Origin of the sequence: Prosthecodimorpha staleyi (genome assembly GCF_018729455.1) — a bacterium.
Lineage (GTDB): Bacteria > Pseudomonadota > Alphaproteobacteria > Rhizobiales > Ancalomicrobiaceae > Prosthecodimorpha > Prosthecodimorpha staleyi.
This window is the reverse complement of sequence record NZ_JAHHZF010000004.1, coordinates 474,281-490,174: the sequence shown is the minus strand read 5'-3', so window position 1 is coordinate 490,174 and position 15,894 is coordinate 474,281. Positions and strand designations below refer to the sequence as shown.

15 protein-coding genes are annotated in these 15,894 nt (G+C 68.7%); 2 read left to right on the top strand and 13 right to left on the bottom strand.

Going from position 1 to position 15,894, the window contains the following annotated elements:
* The coding region (locus tag KL771_RS10695) for an ArsC/Spx/MgsR family protein (RefSeq protein WP_261968522.1) at positions 1 to 336 on the top strand (336 nt) is incomplete at its 5' end.
* Between the two features lie 64 nt (positions 337 to 400).
* Here the strand turns inward: KL771_RS10695 and KL771_RS10690 are convergent.
* The 13 genes from KL771_RS10690 to KL771_RS10630 all read right to left on the bottom strand — a co-directional run bounded on the left by KL771_RS10690 (position 401) and on the right by KL771_RS10630 (position 13,979).
* Positions 401 to 1,099, bottom strand: coding sequence for an ABC transporter ATP-binding protein (locus tag KL771_RS10690; RefSeq protein ID WP_261968521.1), 699 nt, complete (start codon positions 1,097 to 1,099; stop codon positions 401 to 403).
* Positions 1,096 to 1,857, bottom strand: coding sequence for an ABC transporter ATP-binding protein (locus tag KL771_RS10685; RefSeq protein WP_261968520.1), 762 nt, complete (start codon positions 1,855 to 1,857; stop codon positions 1,096 to 1,098). The genes KL771_RS10690 and KL771_RS10685 overlap by 4 nt, the downstream gene beginning before the upstream one ends.
* The gene (locus KL771_RS10680) at positions 1,854 to 2,738 is read right to left on the bottom strand and encodes a branched-chain amino acid ABC transporter permease (RefSeq protein WP_261968519.1); all 885 of its coding nucleotides are present in this window, start codon (positions 2,736 to 2,738) and stop codon (positions 1,854 to 1,856) included. The genes KL771_RS10685 and KL771_RS10680 overlap by 4 nt, the downstream gene beginning before the upstream one ends.
* The gene (locus tag KL771_RS10675) at positions 2,738 to 3,604 is read right to left on the bottom strand and encodes a branched-chain amino acid ABC transporter permease (protein ID WP_261968518.1); all 867 of its coding nucleotides are present in this window, start codon (positions 3,602 to 3,604) and stop codon (positions 2,738 to 2,740) included. Before KL771_RS10675 ends, KL771_RS10680 begins: the two co-directional genes overlap by 1 nt.
* Positions 3,605 to 3,742: 138 nt before the next feature.
* The gene (locus KL771_RS10670) at positions 3,743 to 4,966 is read right to left on the bottom strand and encodes an ABC transporter substrate-binding protein (protein ID WP_390866576.1); all 1,224 of its coding nucleotides are present in this window, start codon (positions 4,964 to 4,966) and stop codon (positions 3,743 to 3,745) included.
* 45 nt (positions 4,967 to 5,011) lie between these two features.
* Positions 5,012 to 6,247, bottom strand: a complete 1,236-nt coding sequence (locus KL771_RS10665; RefSeq protein ID WP_261968517.1) for a metal-dependent hydrolase family protein — start codon at positions 6,245 to 6,247, stop codon at positions 5,012 to 5,014.
* A gap of 153 nt (positions 6,248 to 6,400) precedes the next feature.
* Positions 6,401 to 7,042 (bottom strand): TetR/AcrR family transcriptional regulator, encoded by a 642-nt coding sequence (locus KL771_RS10660; protein ID WP_261968516.1) that lies wholly within the window; start codon positions 7,040 to 7,042, stop codon positions 6,401 to 6,403.
* A gap of 325 nt (positions 7,043 to 7,367) precedes the next feature.
* Complete coding sequence (locus KL771_RS10655; protein WP_261968515.1) at positions 7,368 to 8,372, bottom strand: ABC transporter ATP-binding protein; 1,005 nt, start codon at positions 8,370 to 8,372, stop codon at positions 7,368 to 7,370.
* Positions 8,369 to 10,093 (bottom strand): ABC transporter permease subunit, encoded by a 1,725-nt coding sequence (locus KL771_RS10650; protein WP_261968514.1) that lies wholly within the window; start codon positions 10,091 to 10,093, stop codon positions 8,369 to 8,371. Before KL771_RS10650 ends, KL771_RS10655 begins: the two co-directional genes overlap by 4 nt.
* 4 nt (positions 10,094 to 10,097) lie before the next feature.
* Positions 10,098 to 11,228 (bottom strand): M24 family metallopeptidase, encoded by a 1,131-nt coding sequence (locus KL771_RS10645; RefSeq protein ID WP_261968513.1) that lies wholly within the window; start codon positions 11,226 to 11,228, stop codon positions 10,098 to 10,100.
* A 2-nt stretch (positions 11,229 to 11,230) separates the two neighbouring features.
* Entirely contained in the window at positions 11,231 to 12,277 is a 1,047-nt protein-coding gene (locus KL771_RS10640) for an ABC transporter substrate-binding protein (protein ID WP_261968512.1), read from the bottom strand.
* Positions 12,278 to 12,348: 71 nt separating this feature from the next.
* Positions 12,349 to 13,080: a type 1 glutamine amidotransferase gene (locus KL771_RS10635; RefSeq protein ID WP_261968511.1), complete on the bottom strand. Its 732-nt coding sequence runs from the start codon at positions 13,078 to 13,080 to the stop codon at positions 12,349 to 12,351.
* 125 nt (positions 13,081 to 13,205) lie between these two features.
* Positions 13,206 to 13,979 carry a GntR family transcriptional regulator gene (locus KL771_RS10630; protein WP_261968510.1) on the bottom strand — a complete coding sequence of 258 codons (774 nt, stop codon included), beginning with the start codon at positions 13,977 to 13,979 and terminating at the stop codon, positions 13,206 to 13,208.
* A gap of 490 nt (positions 13,980 to 14,469) precedes the next feature.
* On the opposite strand from KL771_RS10630, the gene KL771_RS10625 reads away from it, so the two are divergent.
* Positions 14,470 to 15,876 (top strand): amidase, encoded by a 1,407-nt coding sequence (locus tag KL771_RS10625; protein ID WP_261968509.1) that lies wholly within the window; start codon positions 14,470 to 14,472, stop codon positions 15,874 to 15,876.
* Positions 15,877 to 15,894 lie beyond the last annotated feature (18 nt).

Here is a 15,894-nt window from a genome sequence, read left to right as displayed (position 1 = left end):
ATCGTGGACTATCTGAAGACCGGGTGGACCCGGCCCCAGCTTCTCGGTCTGTTCGCCGCCGCCGGCCTCACCCCGCGTGGCGCCCTGCGCACGACCAAGTCGCCGGCCGTCGAACTCGGGCTGACCGATCCGTCGGTTGACGACGACGCGATCCTGGCCGCAATGCTCGCGCATCCCGTCCTGGTCAACCGGCCCATCGTCTGCACCGCGAAGGGCGTCCGGCTGTGCCGGCCGAGCGAGACGGTGCTCGACCTCCTCGACCGCCTGCCGCCCGGTCCCTTCGCCAAGGAGGACGGCGCGCCGCTGATCGACCCGGAGGGACGCAGGGTTGGCTGAATCCGACGAGACGCTGCCGAGGCTGGTCGAGCCCTTGACGGGCCGCTCCGGTTGGGTCTGCCGCTCAGCCGGCGCCGAGGAATAACCGGGCTGCGGTCTCGTCGGCGAGCAGGTCGGCGGCCGGACCGATGAGGGCGACCTTGCCGCCGTCGAGGATCGCGCCGCGATGCGAGATCGCCAAGGCCTGACGGGCCCGCTGCTCGATCAGCAGCACGGCGATGCCCGTGCGGGCGAGCGTCGCGATCCGTTCGAAACTGTCGGCGACGCGCGACGGCGCCAGAGCGGCGGTCGGTTCGTCGAGCACCATCACGCGTGGGGCGGTCATCAGGGCGCGGGCGAAGGCAAGCTGTTGCCGCTCGCCGCCCGACAGGCTCTGCGCCCGGAATCGGCGCCGCTCGGCCAGCGCCGGGAACATCTCGTACAGGGCGCCGATGCGGCCGCGGCGGTCGACGACGCCTTCGACGACGGCCAGGTTCTCTTCGATCGTCAGCGACGGGAATACGTTGGCGACCTGCGGCACATAGCCGATCCCGGCGCGCGCCCGTTCTTCTGCGGGCAGCCCGGCGATGTCGTGTCCGTCGAGCCGGATCTGCCCGCCGACCCGCGGCAGCAGGCCGACCACGGCCTTGGCCAGGGTCGACTTGCCGGCGCCGTTGGTGCCGGCGACGGTCAGAATGCTGCCGGCCTCCAGCGCGAGGTCGACGCCGTTCAGGATGTCGATCTCGCCGTAGCCTCCGGTCACGGCCTCCAGACTGAGGATCATGCAGCCGCCCCTCCCAGATAGGCGTCGCGCACCGCCGGCTCGGCCAGCACGGCCGCCGGCGCGCCCGAGGCGATCAACCGTCCGCGATCCATCACATGCAGCGTCGAAACCAGACGGGTCAGCGCCCGGAGATCGTGTTCGATGATCAGGAAGCCGACGCCGCGGGCGGCGAGGTCGCGGATGCGCGCCGAAAGCTCCTCGATCAATACCGGATTGACGCCCGCGAACGGTTCGTCGAGCAGGATCAGCCGCGCTCCGGTCATCAAGGCCCGGCCCAGTTCGAGCAGCTTCTTCTGTCCGCCCGACAGCCGGCCGGCCGGCGTACCGGCGACCGCATCCAGGCGCAGGAAGGCGAGCGTCTCGTCGGCGCGGGCGGCGATCGCGCGCTCCTCGGCGGCGATCGCGCCGGGCCGGAAGAATACGGCCAGCAATCCCTCGCCGGCCTGATCCGGCGCCGCCGCCATCAGGTTCTCCCGCACCGTCAAGTGAGTGAATTCGCGCGGCACCTGAAAGGTGCGTACCATGCCGGCTCGTGCCCGCCCTGTCGCGGGCACGGCCGTAAGGTCGCGTCCGTCGAAGGAAACCGTGCCGGAATCGGCGGCCAGGAATCCGGTCGCCAGCGAGAACAGGGTCGACTTGCCGGCCCCGTTGGGACCGATCACGCCGACCAGGCCGTCGGACGGTATCGAGAGCGACACATTGTCGACGACCCGCAAGCCGCCATACGCCTTGGTAAGGCCGGACAGGACCAGGGTCATCGGCGCGTGAAGTCTCCCATGAGGCCTTGCGGCCGATAGAGCGTGAACAGGATCAGCGCCAGGCCGACCACGCCGATCCGAACGCTGGCCATCTCCACCTCGGAGACGAAGGGCAGCAGATCGCGCAGAAAGCGCGAGCCTTCAAGGAACAGCATGAGCAGGCCGGAGCCGACCAGGGCGCCGGAGACCCGGCCGACCCCGCCCATCACGATCGCCATCCAGATCTGGAAGGTGACCAGCGGGACGAACTGCTCCGGCGCGATGAAGCCGATATAGTGCGCATAGACCGCGCCGGAGACCCCGGCCAGGGCGGCACCCAGCATCAGCACCTGAATCTTGAACCGCGTCGGGTCCTTGCCGAGCGCCCTGACGGCCTCCTCGTTGTCGCGGATCGCCTCGATCATGCGCCCGAAGGGCGAGGCCACGATACGGCGCATGGCCAGGATCGCGAGGCCGTTGAGGACCAGGAGCAGGGCGAGCACGGCCAGGGCCTGGGTCGCGCCGGAAAGATCGGCGAACAGGCGCGGAATGCCCGCGATGCCCTGCACGCCGTTGGTCAGCCAGCGCTCCGAGGTTGCCACCAGCCGCACGACTTCGGAGAAGCCGAGCGAGACGATGGCGAAGTAGTCGTCCCGCAGCCGCAGCGACACGAGTCCGAGTGGCCAGGCGGCAGCCACCGCCACCGCCGCCGCCACCGGGAAGGTTGCCAAAGCCGGCCAGCCGCGCGATGCGAGGATCGCCGCCGCATAGGCGCCGACGCAGAAGAAACCGACATGGCCGAAATTGATCAGTCCGGTCAGCCCGTACTGCAGGTTGAGGCCAAGCGCCATCAGTACATAGATGCCGGTTACGATCGCGATCGCGATCAGATAGGCGTCCATCAGCGCACCCCCTCGATCCGGCCGAACAGCCCACGTGGCCGGACGAGCAGCACCAGGAGCAGGACCGCGAAGGACAGGGCGATCTTGTAGGTGAAGCCGACCCACGGCGTCGCGGTCTCCTGCGCGATGCCGAGCAGAACCCCGGCAACCACCGCCCCGACCGGATGGCCGATCCCGCCCAGGATGGCCGCCGCGAAGGCCGGCAACAGCATGTCCCAGCCCATTTCCGGCGCCACCACCGTCTTGATCCCGAGCAGGCAGCCGGCCACCGCCGCCACCCCGCCGGCCAGTGCCCAAAGCGCGATCATCACCCGCCGCGGTGCGATGCCGGAGACCCGCGCCAGATCCGGATCGTCGGCGACCGCCCGCATCTGCCGTCCGATGGGCGTCGCGTGCAGGATCAGGAATACGGCTGCCAGTGTCGCCAAGGCCGCGGCCGCGATTTCGAGGTCGGTCGGCTGAATCCGGATGCCCCAGACCCGCCACGGCCGCACCAGAGGCAATTGGAACACCTGCTGGCCGTGCCCATGCAGGAGCCCGAGTCCGGCGCGGATGACGAAGCCGACCCCGATCGATGCCAGGAGGGCGGCCACGGGCGACCGCCGCTCCAGCTTTCGGAACACCGTCGCATAGGCGATCACGCCGGCTGCGGCTCCGGCGAGGATGCCGATCACCCCGCCGGCAACGAGCGACCCGGTCGCGGCCGTCCCGCCCAGGGTCGCATAGGCACCGAGCGTCATGGTGTCACCGGTCGCCGCATTGGCGAAGCGCGCAATGCCGAACACCAGCGTCACCGCCAGCGCGGCAAGCCCGATCACGAGGCCGGACATCAGTCCGGCGATGGCAAGTTCGAGGAGATCGGTCATCAAGGGGCCGGGTTGCATTCGAATGGATTTCGGCCGGGGCAGCGCGGCTTCGAGGCCGCTCCGCTCCGTCGCGTCCGAGGCTTCGCCGCTCGCGCCCCGCGGTCCGTGTGCGAACCGCGGGCCGCGGGCGCGATCCCGTCAGATCTTGACCACGTAGCGCCGTTCGATCTTGCCCTTGGACACGACCGACACCCCGAAATCGGGCGTGACATCGCCGGCCGCGTCGAAGTCGAGGATCGACGAGGCGCCCTCGTAGTTGATCTTGCCGGCCTTCAGTGCCGCCTTGCCTTCGGCGAACGAGAAGACCTTGGTACCGCCCGGATTGGCCACGTCGCGCATCTTGGCGTTGATCGCGGCCACATCCGCCCCCGGTCCGGCCGCCTCCATGGCGAGCGCCAGCGTCACGACCATGTCCCAGGTCATGGCACCATAGACGTTGGTCAGTCCCGGCTGTCCGACCGCCTTCCGGTAGGCGGCATCGTACATCTGGAACGACGGCGCTTCCTCGTTGGAGATAGAATCGACCGAGAAGATGCCCTCGGTCACGTCGGGCCCGAGCGCCTTGACCAGATCCGGGTTCGCGGCCCAGCCGGGAATGATCCATCGGGCGGCATCGCCGGTCTGGAACCATTCGCGCAGGATGATGGTCGTATCGGCGAGGTAGGAGCCGGTGACGATCACGTCCGGCTTGGCTGCCAGTACCTTCTGCAGCTCGGCCCGGTAGCTCGGCTGGCTCGGCTCGTAGACCACCGCTTCCAGCACCTTGCCGCCCTTGGCCTCCCAGGCTTTCCGGAAGCCTTCGGTGTTGCCGATGCCCGACGCGTTGTTGAATGCCATGGTGGCCGGCCGCTTGAAGCCCTCCTTCTGGGCGATCTCGGCGAAAGCGCGGCCGAAGCGGTCGTTGGTCGCCTGGAAGCGGTAGCCAAGTCCCTTGGCATTGGACGGAGCCACCGAAAGAGCCGGCGCGCCGGAGGTGTGCATCAGGATCGCGCCTGCATCGTTGGTGAGCGGGATCACGGCCAGCGACACGCCCGAGGCCCAGGTCCCGAGAATCGCCTGCACCTTGTTGATTTCGATCAGCTTCTTCGCCGCCAGAACGGCCGCCTGAGGGTTGGTTTGGGTATCTTCGGCGAAGACTTCGAACATGCGCCCGCCTGCGCCGCCCGCAGCATTCACCATCTCGGCCGCGGCCAGGATCATCTTCTGCATTCCGGTCCCATAGGGAGAGCCCGATCCGGTGACCGGATTGAGCGCACCGATCCGGAAGGTGCCGGCTCCCTGCGCGAAGGCGGACCGCCCGAGCAGTGGCATTGCGAGGGTCCCGGCGAGGCCGGCGAGGGTCTGGCGGCGATCGATCGACATGGGCGTTGCCTTTCGGAGTGCGGGGTTGGGGATGCGATTGCGGAGTCAGTCGAGACGGCCGCGCTTGGCGAAGGCGCCGCCCTTCATGATGACCGGCATGTGCCGGCCTTGCCCGGTCAGCAGCGTGAGATCGCGCAGGGGATCGCCGTCGACGACGATGAGGTCGGCGAAGGCCCCCGGGGCGATCGTTCCGATCCGTCCTTCCTGGCGCAGGAGCTTCGCGGCGACATGGGTCGCCGTGCCGATCACCTCGTGGGCCGGCAGGACCCGGCCACGAATCACGAATTCCTCGGACTGGTGCTTGTGCAGGTCGCCGAGCAGGTCGGACCCATACGCCATGGGCAGGCCGGCCTCGCGCATGATGGCCAGCGATTCCATGCCCTTGAGCCGCACGCTGTCGATCTTGGCGACCGAGTCCGCCGGAAAGCCCGCCTTCGCACCCTCGCTCGCCAGCTTGTCGTAGGTCACCAGCGTCGGCACCGCGACCGCACCGGCCGCCGCGGCCATGCGCGCGGTCTCCGGCCGGATCAGATTGCAGTGCTCGAGCGAATGGACGCCGCACTCGACCGCCCGGCGGATGGCTGCATCCGTATAGAGATGGGCCGACACGTAGGTGCCGACATTCTCGGCTTCCTCGACCGCCGCGACGATCTCGTCGCGCGAGAAGCCGAGGAAATGGATCGGATCGGTCGGCGAGGCGACGCCGCCATTGGCCATGATCTTGATGAAGTCGGCCCCAGCCTTGATCTCCTCCCGGGCCGCCCGCCGCACCTCGTCGATGCCGTCGCACAGCCGGCCGAGCGCGCCGAGCCGAAAGCCGGTCGACGCCGCCGGCCGGTCGTCGAAACGGCCGCGGAAGTCGCAGTGACCGCCGGTCTGGCTCAGGGCCTTGCCGGAGATGACGAGGCGCGGGGCCGGGAAATGGCCTTCTTCGGTGGCCAGCCGAAGGCCGTGGTCGCAACCGCCCACGTCGCGGACGGTCGTGAAGCCGCGCATCAGCATGGCGCGCATGATCGTGGCCGCGCGGGCCGTCACGAGACTGTCCGGCAGCGCGGCATTGCGGCCGAGATCCGCCGTGCCGGCAATCACGTGGACATGGGCGTCGATCAGACCGGGCATCAGCGTGCGGCCGCCGAGATCGATGACGCGCGCCTTGCCGGCACCGAGATTGCGGCCCACCTCGCGGATCGTATCGCCCTCGACCAGGACATCGACGGGGTCGGGGCGCTCCGCCGACGTGCCGTCGACGATGCGGGCATTCTGGAAGAGGATCGTGGCCACGGAACGAACTCCGGTTTCAGGCGGCCGCTCGTGCGGCGAAGCAGGCTGGGAGGTTGGGGGCAAGCGGGACCCGGGCAGGCCGGGGGAACGAACCGGCCGGATTCGCGGCGTCGCGGGGCTCGGTCGAAGGGCGGTTGATCGTGCGGGCCGCTCTCATCCGGGCGCCCTCCGTTCATCCGCGATCCGACCCGGCGCGACCGGGAACAGGGGGCGCAGCTGCGTCTTCCAGAAGTCGAGGAGCCCGATGTAGTAGAGCGGGTCGTCGCGAATGACCGTCTGGGCGATCATGCCGCGGACCAGGCACATGGATGCGTTCATCGCCGTGCGCGTCCGATCCGGGTCGACGCCGCTGCGTGCGGCAAGCGCCGTCCAGACGGCGTCGAGCCCGGCGTGGAAAGCACGCACCACGGGGATCAGGCGGGCCTTGAAGTCCGCGTTGTGGCGGGCCTCCGGCAGAAACTCCATCGTGACGTAGAACAGCCGGTCGGACATCATCCGCCAGATGTAGTCGACGATCTCGTCGCTCGATCCGCCGCGGTCGGCGAAATCCTCGGCGAAGCGGTGCAGATCCTCGGTCACCCGCCGCAGCATGTCGGCCACCGATTCCGTGATGATCTCCTCCCGGCTGGCGAAATGGTGCGTCAGCGCACCGCGCGAGACACCGGCTTGCCGGGCGATCTCGACCGTCGACATGCGCCAGAAGCCGCGGTCGTGCAGGAGGTCGATCGTCGCGGCCTTCAGCCGCGCCGAGGTCTCCGCCGTCCGGTCCTTCTGCTTGCGCCGCTCGCGCGCCATGCCGTCCGCCCCCACTCGGTGCCGATTGCCGCATGGCATTTACAAACAATCAAGTTTGTTTTTCGTACTTTCGTCACGGCTGGCGGCGTGCGGGACGAAAAAGGCAAAGCGGCATTGCCTCCGCGATCCCGGCGGACGCCGGCATTCTCGCCTGACCGGCGGCTTCGAACGGTATGGAAACCGCCGGAAGGTCGGTCCGGAGACGGATTCCCACCAACGGCTCCGGAATGCCGGCGCATCGGATCTTCGCGAGCCGAAGGCCGGCCAACATCCTCGATGACCGCCGGTTCGATGACCGCGGACCCTGCCGGGGGATGGACCGGCCTCAGTCGTCGAGCGTCATCGCATGACCGGCCATGTAGCCGATCGGAATGGCGGCACCGGGCGCCAGCATCGCTACGGGATCGTCGTTGGCGACCAGCGCCGTGACCGCGCGGCCGGACACCGTCGCGGCGATCCGATAGCCGGTGCCGGTGAAGACGGCGGAAACGAGCGTGCCGTCGAGCCGGATATCGGCTGCCGCCGCCTTGCCGCCGACCAGCGTCTTTTCCGGCCGCAGACCGATCTCGCCGCGCCCGGACGGGGCGGGCAGAAGATTGCACTCGCCGAGAAAGGTCGCCACGAAGCGGTTGGCGGGCCGGAAATAGAGCTCTTGCGGCGTCCCCACCTGCACGATCAGCCCCTTGTCCATCAGGGCGATCCGGTCGGAGAGAAACAGTGCCTCTTCCTGGTCGTGGGTGACGTAGACGATCGTCGCCCCGATGCGCCGGTGCAGGTCGCGCAGTTGAACCTGGATCGCCTGACGCAGGTTCTTGTCCAGCGCGCCCAACGGTTCGTCCATCAAGAGGATGTCCGGCTCGATGACCAGCGCGCGCGCCAGCGCCACGCGCTGCTGCTGTCCGCCGGAGAGTTCTCGCGGACTGCGACCGCCGAAGCCGTCGAGCGAGACCAGCGCCAGCGCCGCTTCGACGCGCCGCGCGATCTCGGCGCGCTTCAGCTTGCGCATCTCCAGCCCGAAGGCGACGTTGCGGGCGACGGTCAGATGGGGAAAGAGCGCGTAGTTCTGGAACACCATGCCGATGTTGCGGCGTGCGACCGGCACCGGGGCGATGTCGCGGCTGCCGATCCGGATTTCGCCGCGGTCGGGCGTCTCGAAACCCGCGATGGTCTTCAACAGCGTCGTCTTGCCGGAACCGGAGGCCCCGAGCAGGGTGCAGAAGGACCCGGCTTCGATATCGAGATCGATGCCGGCCAGGGCCGGGGCGGCGCCGCCGTAGGATTTGACGAGGCCGCGCAGGGCGACGGGCTTGCCGGTCTGTGTGAGGCTCATGCGCGTCTTCTCGTCACAAGGAGATTGACCAGCATCAGGAGGACGGTGACCAGGATGATCAGGCCGGCGGCGGCGATGATGGTCGGGTCGATCTCGTGCGCCACGCCCTCGTACATCAGCTTGGGCAGCGTTCGCGTCCGGATATTGGTCAGGAACAGGGCCAGCACCACGTCGTCGAAGGAGGTGATGAAGGCGAATACGGCGCCGGCCAGAATGCCGGGCAGGATCGTCGGCACCAGAATGCGCCGCGCCATGGTGGTCCACGAGGCGCCGAGCCCGAGGGCAGCCAGTTCCAGGCTCGGATCGAAGGACTTCAAGGAGGCGCGTACGGTGACGAAGACATAGGGGGCGGCCAGCACGGTATGGCCGATCGCCAGGCCCCAGATGGTGCCGACCAGGCCGGTGGGAGCGAACAAGTAGTAGAGCCCGACCGCCAGAATGATCACCGGCACGATCATCGGCAGCACGAAGAGCGTTTCGATCGCTGTGCGCCAGCGTGCCGGGATGCGGCCGAGCCCGATCGCCGCGGCGGTGCCGATGACGACGGCGCCGGCCACCGTCAGCCCCGCGACCTGGAGCGATCGGATCAGGGCGTTGAACCACTTCGAGGTCTCGAAGAAGTTCGCGTACCAGCGGAGGGAATAGTCGTCGGGTGGGAAGGACAGGAAGGGCGAGGCACCGAGGCTCATCGGGAATACGACCAGGATCGGTGCGATCAGGAAGATGGCGACGAGCAGTCCGAACACGACGCTGAGGACGCCCCCGGCGCTGCGCCCGCGCGAGGTCAGGCGGAACGGCTCGCCGCTGCGCGAGCTTCCCGCGCCGGAGAAGAGCCGTTCCAGCCCGAAGGCGCGCTGAAACAGCATGAAGATCACCAGCGTCGCGCCGAGCAGCATGGTCGACAGCGCGGCGGCGAAGCCCCAGTTCAGCTCGCGATTGACGTTGTCGGCGATGACCTGCGAAATCATGGTCTGTGCCGGACCGCCCATGAGGGCCGGCGTGATGTAGAAGCCGATGGCATTCATGAAAACGATCGTGGCGCCGGCAACCGCCCCGGGGGCGGTCAGCGGCAGCACGACGCGCACGAAAACCGTGGCCGGTCCGGCACCGAGCCCTTCGGCCGCCTGGACGGTCGAGAGATCGAGCGAGCGCAGGGCGGCGTAGAGCGGCAGCACCACGAATGGCATCAGCACATGCGTCATGCCGATCAGGACGCCGGAAAGATTGTAGACGAAGGCGACCGGCTCGGAGGTCAGCCCGACCCCCATCAGCAGCTTGTTGAGGATGCCATTGCCCTGCAGGATCACGATCCAGGCGGTGGTGCGGACGAGCGAACTGGTCCAGAAGGGCAGCAGGACCACGACGACCAGGACGGCGCGCAGCCGCGGTCCGACGGTGGCCATCAGATAGGCGACCGGGTAGGAGAGCACCACGCACAGGACCGTCGTCAGCGCCGAGATCGTCAGGGTCGTCGCCAGGATCGAGCGGTAGAGCGGGACCTCGGCGATGCGCCGGAAATGCTCGAGAGAAAGCCCGCCTTCGCCGAAGCCGAGCCGCAGCAGAGAGACGACCGGTACGGCGAAGGCGGCGGTCAGAAGGACCGCCATCGGCAGGAGACCGAGCCAGCCGCCGAAGCGGCGCGCCGGTCGGACGGGCACGCCGGCGACGGCCGGTACGGCCGCGGGGCTGGGGCTGGCAAGCGGCGGCTCGGCAATCGCCATGGCGTCAGGTCACGAAAAGCCGGCGGGGGAAGGTGGTCAACCGCTCGCACCCGGTCTCGGTCACGGCGATCGTTTCGGACATGCCGAAGCCATGCGCCAGCACATAGGTGTGGAAGACCATGCCGGGCTCGAAGCGCCAGGTCGCCTTGGGCTCCGCCTCCAGCGGTTCGCCGCCGCTCGGCTGCAGGAGCAGGCCGACCGAATAAAAGGTCTTGTTGGTGTAGGTCTCGCGCAGTCCGGCGCCGAGCACGCCCTCGCGATAAACGCGGTCCGGAACCGTGGCGGCGACGCCCGGCGCGACCGCCGCGATGGCCTGGTCCTGGATGGCGATCAGGGTCTCGACGATGCGCTGCTCGTCGTCGGTGGCGAACCCCACCTTCATCGGCCGCATGAAACGGGCATGGTAATGACGGACATTCGGCGTCACTTCGAGCTGGACGATGTCGCCCCGTTCGAGCACCCGGTCGGAATAGCCGCCGTGCAGGTGGAAGGCGCGTTCGCCGGACGAAAGGACGCCCGGCCCCGGAAGATCCGAGCCGGCGCGGATCATGGCGGCGCAGATGCCGGCGGCCATCTCGCGTTCGCTCGCACCGGCGACCGCCGCCTCGATCCCGGCCGCCATCCCGGCTTCGGCCGCCCGCGCGGCCGCCCGCTGGTAGGCGATCTCGGCGGGCGACTTGACGAGGCGCAGTCGGGTCGTCAGGGCGGTACAGTCGACGAAGCTGAACTCCGGCAGCGCGGCCTTGAGGGCGGCGAACCGGCCGGCGCTGAGCGGCCAGGCGCCCATCTCGATGCCGATCCGCGCCTTCGGCCCGAGCGCGGCGCGGATCGCCCCGGCCGCGACGGCGTCGCGATCGTCGGAATCCGTCCACATCACACGGCCGGGAAAGACGCAGGTCGCGTCGAGATAGTATTCCTCGACATCCCGGCAGAAGAGCACCGGATCGCCGGCGACTGGAATGATCGCGAACTGATAGCTCGAATAGCCGCGCGTGAAGAAACCGGTCGACCAGGTGACGGTCTCGGGCATGAACGCGACCAGGGCGTCGAGGTCCTGCGCGGCCAGACCAGCGCGCAGTCTTTCGACGCGCGCGAGATACTCCTCGCGCGCGAACCAGGGACGGGCGATGCTCATGGTCAACCCTTGATCATGGCCGTATAGGCCTCGGTCGCCTTGGCGCCGTTCTTGGCCCACCATTCGATGTCCAGGAACAGCGCATTCTTCAGCCGCTCGGCCGTCGAAGGCAGCCGTTCGGCGCGCTTGGCGTCGATATGGCTCCAGGCGCCCTTGGTGGCCGGGCCATAGGCGACGTGGCGCGACAGCTCGGCGTTGATCTCCGGCTTCAGGATGAAGTTCAGGAACTTCACCGCCGCCGCCTTGTTGGGCGCGCCCTTCGGGATCATGAAGTAGCCGACCTGCGGGATCTGCTGGTCCCACGACATGGCGATCGGCAGGTTGGAATCCATGCCGGCCTGGAAGCGGCCGTTCCAGCCGAGCGCCATCACCACGTCGCCGGCGCCGAGCGCCTGGACCGGCTGCGCGCCGCTCGACCACCAGACCGCGACATTGGGTTTCAGCGCGGCGATCCTGTCGAGCGCCCGCTTCATGCCGGCGTCGGTCGAGAGCGTCTTATAGACATCGCCGGCCGGCACGCCGTCGGCGAGGAGCGCGGCTTCGAGCACGGTCTCGGGCTTGTCGGGCAGCGTGCGCTTGCCCGGGAACTTCGCCACGTCGAAGAAGTCGGCGAAGGTCTTCGGCTGCGCGCCGCCGGCCGGAAAGGCTTTGGTGGAGAAGCCGATCAGGGTGCTGAAGATCTCGGAGGGCACGCCGTAGGGGTTCTTGGCGCCGTCGAGCACGTCCGCCTGGTTGACCATCTCGTCGGTAATCGGTTCGAACAGGCCTTGCGCCACGCCGCGCATCAGGCCGCCGCCGCCGGCCGTGACGATGTCCCAGGTGACCGACTTGGTCTCGACCATCGCCTTGATCTTGGCCGTCTCAGGCCCCGTGTCCTCTTCGAATTTCACGCCGCTCGCCTTGGCGAAGGGTTCCAGCCAGGCCTTGCGGATGGCCTCCTGATAGGCGCCGCCCCAACTGGCGAAGACCATCTCCTCGGCCGACGCCGCAGCGGCGGGGAGGAGCATCCAGGCGGCGACAGCCGCGGTGAGGAGAGTTCTGCGCTTCATGACGAGACCTTCCGTTTCAGGTTCGAGGCTTTGCGGGGGACGTCTTGCTTCATGTCCGTCGGCGCCGGCGGTCAGGCGCTGCGCCGGGCCGCTCCGGCCGCATCGTCGGCGACCAGCCGGGCAAACCGGGTCAGCATGGTCTTGGCCGGCAGGGCGTCGTCGGCGCTCGCCTGCAGTTCGGCGATGACCGCGCCGTCGTCTTCCAGCCGTGCCCGGCTTTGCTCGAACCAGGCCACCGCTTCGGCGCGGGTCACTTCCGGATGCCCTTGGATGCCCCACGCGCGATAGCGCGCATGGCGCCAGATCTGGTTCGGGCAGAGGTCCGACGATGCCAGGATCTCCATGTCCGGGTGTCCGGCACGGACCTCGTCGTTGTGCCAGACGAACATGTAGACCTCCGGGCCAAGCTCGGCGGCGAGGCGGTCCCGGCCTGCGGCCGGCGTGGTCGACAGCCACTTGTAGGCGACTTCGCAGGAGGTCCGGCGGAACACCTGGTCGCGGCCGCACAGTGCGGACGCAAGGATTTGATGACCGAAGCAGATGCCCAGCATCGGGATGTCCCGCGCCGCGGCATCGCGGATCAGGTCATGCTCGCGCTCGATCCAGTCGATCGTCTCGTAGGCGCCGTGCGGGCTGCCGGACAGGAAGATGCCGTCATAGACGCCGAGATCCTCCGGGAATTCGCCGCCATAGGCCCACAGCATGTCGACCGCGAGCCCTTCGTCGCCAAAGAGATCCGGCAGGCGGGATGCGGTGGTCCGCGTGGTGCCGTTCAGAAGGTAGAGCAGGCGCGGTCGGGACATGGTCGGTTCCGTCGGCTGACTGAGGTCTCGTGAGGGGCGGGGCGAGGATCGGGGCCGCGGCAGGCGGTTCCGGACAGACGGGACGGCAGGGCATGCGGAGGGTCTCCGGACGACCGCGCCCCGAGTTAGCGTTTCAGCAAAGCCGGACCGGCCAGGGTGTCGAGGATGGCCAGCCGGGCATTGTCGATGTGAAACCGCATCGCGGCGGCGGCAGCGGCGCCGTCGCCCTCGCGGATTGCATCCAGGATGGCGAGATGCTCGGCCTTGCCCGGATCGAAGCGGCGGGGGATGCGGGCGAGGCCGAACATGCGCGTGCGCGCGCGCAGGTCGCTGACGAGGCGGATGAGGAGCTTGTTGCCGGTCGCGCGTGCGATCGTCAGATGGACGAGATCGTCGACCGACCAATGACGCTCCGGCGTCACGTCGGCGGGCGAGAGCATGCCGGTGACCGCCGCACGCACGTTTTCGATCAATGCCGGTTCGCAGCGCCCGGCCGCGATTTCCGCGGCCTCGCCTTCGACGGCCCGGCGGACGGTCAGGATCTCCAGAATGTCCTCGACCGAGACCGGGCTGACCGTCAGCATCCCGCCTTCCCGCTTCACATAGCCCTCGCCGACGAGACGACCGATCGCTTCGCGCACCGGCGTGCGGGAAAGCCCCAGCCGTTCGGCGAGCCGCCTTTCCTGTAGCCGAACGCCGCCCGGCAGCGACCCGCCAAGGATCATGGCGCGCAGAGTGTCGAAGGCACCCTCAGCCAGATTGCCGCCGTCGTCTTCGGCGCCCGGCCCCGGATTGGGGGCTGCACGCGGCGGCGAGGGCGCGCCGGCGGTATCCGTGCCGGCCGCTTCGAGCACCGAGGAGCCGCCCTCGGAAGGCCATGGTTCGGTTGGAGTCGTCATGGCATGACAATGGTATACCAGTGGTATGGTGGCAAGGTGATACTTTGGGCAGGCTGCCCTTCTGCGGGCATGGTCCGGTTCGGCCGGGGCGCCCGGCATCGGCCCGGTAGGGGGCCGGGTACGGACCCGGCAAGGGCCGCGCCGCAGGCTCCCGCGGCCGACCCACGGCGGCCCCCGGGGCTCCGACGGCCGTCGGTCCGGCCACCGCGGGCCGCGCCTATCACGCGCGCCGGCCCGCAGGCCGGCGGGAGACCGCACGCTTCCGGCACGGGTCCAGTGCCTGCCGGCATATCGGGCATCTGCCGCCTCCATCGGCACACGGCGCGGCGGAAGGTTTGGTTTCCGGTCGATATTGTATCCTAAAGATGATAATTTCGACCGAATAGGCGACGTTATCGTACGTAATTTCTGATTGGCCTGAAATTTGTATCCAAAAACCGGTCTGTGACCCTGCGGGGTTGCGTCCACCTCCGTGTCGAGCGAGCCGCCCATGTCCGATCTGCACTTCCTGACCATCGCCGAGGCGTCGCGCCTGATCGCGACCCGCAAGCTCTCTCCGATCGAGTTGACGCAGGCCTTCATCGCGCGGATCAAGGCGCTGGATTCCCGGTTGAACGCCTTCATTCTGCTCATGGAGGAAAGCGCGCTGACGGCGGCGCGTGCCGCCGAAGCGGAAATCGCCGCCGGGCGCTACCGGGGGCCGCTGCACGGCATTCCGATCGGTTTGAAGGACATCTACAACACTGCCGGGACGGCCACGACCGGCCACTCCGCGCTGTTCAGGGACCACGTTCCCGACGAGGACGCCCACACGGTAGCCCTGCTCAAGGCCGCGGGGGCAATCATTCTCGGCAAGCTGGCAACCCACGAATTCGCGACCGGCGGTCCGTCCTTCGATCTGCCATGGCCGCCCGCCCGCAATCCCTGGGATCTCGCCCGCATGCCCGGTGGATCTTCCTCCGGCTCCGGCGCGGCGGTCGCCGCCGGACTATGTCCGGGTGCGATGGGGACCGATACCGGCGGCTCGATCCGCTTCCCCGCCGCGATGTGCGGCATCGCCGGCCACAAGCCGACCTACGGCCTGGTCAGCCGCCGCGGCATCCTGCCTTTGTCCTTCAGTCTCGATCACGGCGGCCCGATGTGCTGGACCAGCGAGGATTGCGCCCTGATGATGGACGCGCTGGCCGGCTACGATCCGCTCGACCCGGCCAGCGCCGACGTGCCCAAGCCGGATTTCCTGCACGGCCTGTCCGACGGCATTGCCGGCATGACGATCGGCGCGATCCGCCATTTCCACGAGACCGACCTGGACTGCGATCCGGAGGTCGCGGCCGCCTTCGAGGCCTCCGTGAAAGTGCTGGAAGCGCTCGGCGCCACCGTGAAGACCGTCACGGTCTCGCCGCTCAGCCACTATGGCGACGTGCTCAACGTGATCTCGCGTGCCGAGGCCTATTCGATCCATGAGCGCCATCTCACCCGCACGCCGATGCTCTACGGCGCGCTGGGCCGCCGCCGATTGGCCGCGGGCGCCTTCCTGCGCGCCTCCGACTATGTCACCGCCGTCCGCCATCGCGGCCGTCTGGTCGCCGAGATGGCCGCCGTCCTGACCGGTTGCGATGCGGTCGTCACGGCCGGTTGGCACAGGCCTGCGCCGGAATTCGGCGAGGGCGCCGTTCCCCGCGGCCTGAACCTGACCTCCGTCTTCAATGTGACCGGCAGTCCGGCCCTGTCGGTCTGCAACGGCTTCACCGCCGCGGGCCTGCCGGTCGCCCTGCAGATCGCCGCCCGGCCCTTCGCCGACCCGACCGCGCTCAGGATCGGCTCGGCTTTCGAGAAGGCGACCGCCTTCCGCTCCCGGCGCCCCGCCTTCGCCACCGACGCCGCGCTTGCCGCCTGAGCCGCTCCGCACCGGAAG